Annotated in this window: 4 protein-coding genes; all 4 read right to left on the reverse strand. The window is 34.2% G+C overall.

Annotated features, from left to right (window positions below; genetic code table 11):
- Positions 1-215: 215 nt before the first annotated feature.
- On the reverse strand, positions 216-1,385 hold the full coding sequence (gene rfaQ, locus ACP5O9_RS01875) for a putative lipopolysaccharide heptosyltransferase III (RefSeq protein ID WP_428723336.1): 1,170 nt from the start codon (positions 1,383-1,385) through the stop codon (positions 216-218).
- Positions 1,361-2,464 carry a glycosyltransferase family 4 protein gene (locus tag ACP5O9_RS01880; protein WP_353685885.1) on the reverse strand — a complete coding sequence of 368 codons (1,104 nt, stop codon included), beginning with the start codon at positions 2,462-2,464 and terminating at the stop codon, positions 1,361-1,363. The genes rfaQ and ACP5O9_RS01880 overlap by 25 nt, the downstream gene beginning before the upstream one ends.
- Positions 2,464-3,207 (reverse strand): polysaccharide deacetylase family protein, encoded by a 744-nt coding sequence (locus ACP5O9_RS01885; RefSeq protein WP_428723337.1) that lies wholly within the window; start codon positions 3,205-3,207, stop codon positions 2,464-2,466. Before ACP5O9_RS01885 ends, ACP5O9_RS01880 begins: the two co-directional genes overlap by 1 nt.
- Before the next feature lie 43 nt (positions 3,208-3,250).
- On the reverse strand, positions 3,251-3,813 hold a 563-nt coding region (locus ACP5O9_RS01890), incomplete at its 5' end, for a PD-(D/E)XK nuclease family protein (protein ID WP_428723338.1).

Here is a 3,813-nt window from a genome sequence, read left to right on the forward strand (position 1 = left end):
TTATCTTCATTTACCCTGTTTATTACTTTCACTGGGATAATTTATCAAGAAATGTTAAAAATTTGTATATATCTCTTTTGTATAATTTCATAAGGCTCAATCGCATCAGTCCTTTCTTTTTCTCTCTCAATCAGTCTTTGCTCATGCTTTTTTAATAAATTTTTAAGTTTTAACATGAAATTATTATATCACATGTCTGTTATCATTGAATATTTTCAACTTAATACGTTTTTTAGAACCTCAATTACTTCCTCAGGTTTTATGTCAAAGAGGCATTTGCTTATTTTTGAGCCTCCGCAGCCATCCTGACCACAGGGAATGCAACTCCAGTTTCTCTGAATTACTATATTTTTGCCAAATCTCTGGATGCCGTTTCTTTGAGGATAAGGTTTCTCAATTGCTTCATTATCCCACGGACCCCAATGGAATGCTCCACTTGGACCAAAAAGTGCTATAACTGGCTTGCCTAATGCTGCTGCTATGTGCATTGGTGCTGTGTCTATGCCAAAGTAAAAGTCACAGATTGATGAGACTGCTATGAGTTGCCTCAGGGTTAGTTTACCTGCAAGATTGATTATGGGAGATTTTTCCTGAGCGTAGCCGATGGGCTCAGAACTAAAAGAAGGAATATATGAAAGAATTGATTCAATCTTTTTAAGTTCTCTATCATCTCGGGATGAAGTAAGAACAACTCTGTGTCCACTGGAAATCAACCACTTTATAACTTCTGCCATGTATTCATCCTTCCAACATTTAAAAAGCCAGCGGGATGTAGGATGAATATGGATGAGTTTTTTGTTAAAGGAAGAGATTTTTTGCTTTTGCTCGGAATGACAAAATGAATGATCGGAATAACGAGGAAAAATCAGGTTTTTTGCCCAAGTTTTTTCTTCTTCTGTAACATTAAGAATTACTTCAGGTTTTCCGATTGTTAGCCCCATTTTTTCAAGAACTTCAAGATTCTGAAGCACTGTATGTTTATGCCAGTTTATTTCAAAAATCTCAGTATAAAGATGTTTTTTCCCAAAAAATCCTCTTGATTTTATGCCAATTCTTTTTTTAGCTCCTGAAAAATAGGATATTACTGCTGCTCTGTCTCCTCCTGTAAGCTCTATAGTGGTATCAAACCCAATCTTTCGTATATCCATCAGAAATCTCATCTCCTCAATATATCTTTTAAAAGCAGGTAATTTTTTTATTCCTTTGTCATAGGTGATAATCTTGTCTATGTAAGGATTTTTCTCAAGGACAGCCTCTGTACCTTGGTTTACTAATGCAGCAATAAAGGAATTCTGAAAATTTTCTTTTAAAGCTTTGAAAACAGGCGTTGTAATTAAAACATCTCCTATATGACGAAGCTTTATGACAAGAATTTTTTTATACATCCGGTGAACTCCTCTACAGTTCTTTGAATGGTAAAATGTTCTGCTTTTTTCCTTGCAAACTCTCCCATTTTTTTAGTATTCCCCATGGCAGTGTTTATCTTATCTGCAAGCTCCTCATGTGCAAAGGGATTTTTTATGATAAAGCCCTCTTTCCCCTCTTCAATTAATTCTGCCACACCATTGTTTGTAGTTGTAATTACTGGAATTCCCGATGCCATTGCTTCAATGGTAGCATTGCTAAAAGGATCATAAATTGTTGGAAGAACAAAAAGGTCTGCAATGCCATAAAAGCTCTCAATGTCTTTTCTTGTGCCCATAAAAAAAACCTTATCTTCAATACCAAGATTTTTAGATATCTTCATGTATCTTTTTATATCTCCTTTACCTATAATAAGAAGCAGATATGGTTTATGATTCAAAATCGCCATTGCTTTAAGAAGGGTAAAAAGTCCCTTTCTTTTAAAACCTGAACCAACGAAAAGAATAATTTTCCTGCCATCTGGCAGTTTAAGTGTATGTCTTAATTGACTATTTTTTTTTCTATTTTCCGGTGAGAATTTCTCAGTATCAACGCCATTGTAAATTACTGTAATTTTTGAAGAAGGGATTCCATAGTAATTAATTATTTCATTTTTTACCATATGGGAGTTTGCAATGATTAATGGAGTTTTCTCAAAGATTTCCCTTTCAAGCCTTAGATAATACCTGTGAAGGGGATTCAGTTTAAATGATAGTTTTTTTATTTCAGATTCAATTAAAGAGCGTAATTCAAGCCATCTTCTATGACATCCTTCTCCAGCTCTGTAAATATGCTGATTTGTGGTTCTCTCAAAGCTAATAACACAATCGAACTCTTTAAGATTAATTTTGAGATTGTGGTTGAAGCTATAAGCTTTCAAAAATGATCCTAATGGCAGAATTGGAACTTTATGAAATACTACTTCTTCATGTGTTATCCATTTGTTTGCAAATATATGAATTTCCCATTCTTTTTTTTTAAAAGCCTCTATAAGGGTGGAAAGATATTTTTCTGCGCCACCATGATAGGAGAAGTTTCTTTTTATGAAAGCAATTTTCATTAAAATCTTATTCTATAATAGATTTTGCTTAATAGTGAAGAGCTATAAATGATTAATTTCTTATTAAGCCATCCTATGCCTTTGTTTTTTATAGCCAGTCTTTTAATATGAAAGAGATCATCTGTATTTGCTCCTCTTTGAGTTGTATAGAGAGCTTTAAATCCGAGTTTTTTTGCTATTTTTACTGCTTTACTGTCATAAACTCCTCTGGGCCAGGCAAGATGAAGAGGCTCTTTCCCGAGATTTTTAATTAATAATTCTTTCCCTATTCTTAAATCATTTTCCAGTGTCTGATAATCAGCCATTTCTATGAAATCAGGCGTTTTATGTGTGTGTCCATGACTCTGTATATCAAAAACACCTTCATACTGCATTTCCCTGAGTTCATTCCATGTGCACATAACTTCATGCTTTCTTTCTGAAAAAGCAAGCCTCCACATTTGTTTATGAGAAAGAGGGTTAAGACTGTCTCTTTTAAGCTCTAAATCCGTTATGAACTCTGTTGCTACAAAAAGCAATGCTTTCATTTTGTATTTTTTGAGAACTGGATAGGCATAAATATAGTTATCCACAAAGCCATCATCAAAGGTGATAAGAAGACATTTTTTTCTTGGTTTTTCAGGATTTTCCATGAGATATAAAAACTCTTTTGCATCAAGCGTTTTCCAGCCTTTTGTTTTTAAGCCTCGCAGTTGTTCTTCAAAAATCTCTGGAGTAACATTAAGGACACTATTACAGGGCATTACATGATGATACATTAAAACAGGGATGCTGTCAAAAATCAATTTAACTTGATATATCCTCTATATTTTTTTCTTCTTTTTCTATGAATTCATCTGAATGAGTGTAAATCTCTATCCCAAGCTTTTCCGCCACTGGCTTAGCACGAGGATCAACCATTGGAGATATTACAATAACTCTGTCAACCTTTTTTTGATGTTTCTTTTCATAGAATTCTTTTTTTCGCCACAGTGTATACATATCAGATTTACTCATTGAAGACTTAATCTCACAGGCAATGAGTTCTGCATTTCTTACTATTAAATCAATCTCAATCTGGTCTGGTCTGCCAAAAACTTCTCCCTCATGATCATAATCAACATACCTTATTACTTCAACGCCGAAAGACTCCTCAATTATTGCTTTAAGTCCATTACGAAAAGACTCTTCTGAATAAAGCCCCCATCTTGCACCAAGTGCACCAATTGTGTAAAGATGTCTTTTGTCAATCTTTTCAAGCCGTTTAAGAATTTCATTGATTGTTCTTTGATTTTCTTCCCAGCGCTTCTCATTTTCTTCCCATTTTCTGTTCCACTCTGCCTGTGTTTGCTCCCAGCGTTTGCTCCATT

It is taken from the genome of Thermodesulfovibrio sp. (assembly GCF_049969575.1).
Classification (GTDB): domain Bacteria; phylum Nitrospirota; class Thermodesulfovibrionia; order Thermodesulfovibrionales; family Thermodesulfovibrionaceae; genus Thermodesulfovibrio; species Thermodesulfovibrio obliviosus.

Excerpts from the sequence above, each read along its gene's own strand:
- rfaQ (WP_428723336.1), bottom strand. The coding sequence starts at position 1,385 with ATGTATAAAAAAATTCTTGTCATAAAGCTTCGTCATATAGGAGATGTT.
- ACP5O9_RS01880 (WP_353685885.1), bottom strand. The coding sequence starts at position 2,464 with ATGAAAATTGCTTTCATAAAAAGAAACTTCTCCTATCATGGTGGCGCA.
- ACP5O9_RS01885 (WP_428723337.1), bottom strand. The coding sequence starts at position 3,207 with ATGCCCTGTAATAGTGTCCTTAATGTTACTCCAGAGATTTTTGAAGAA.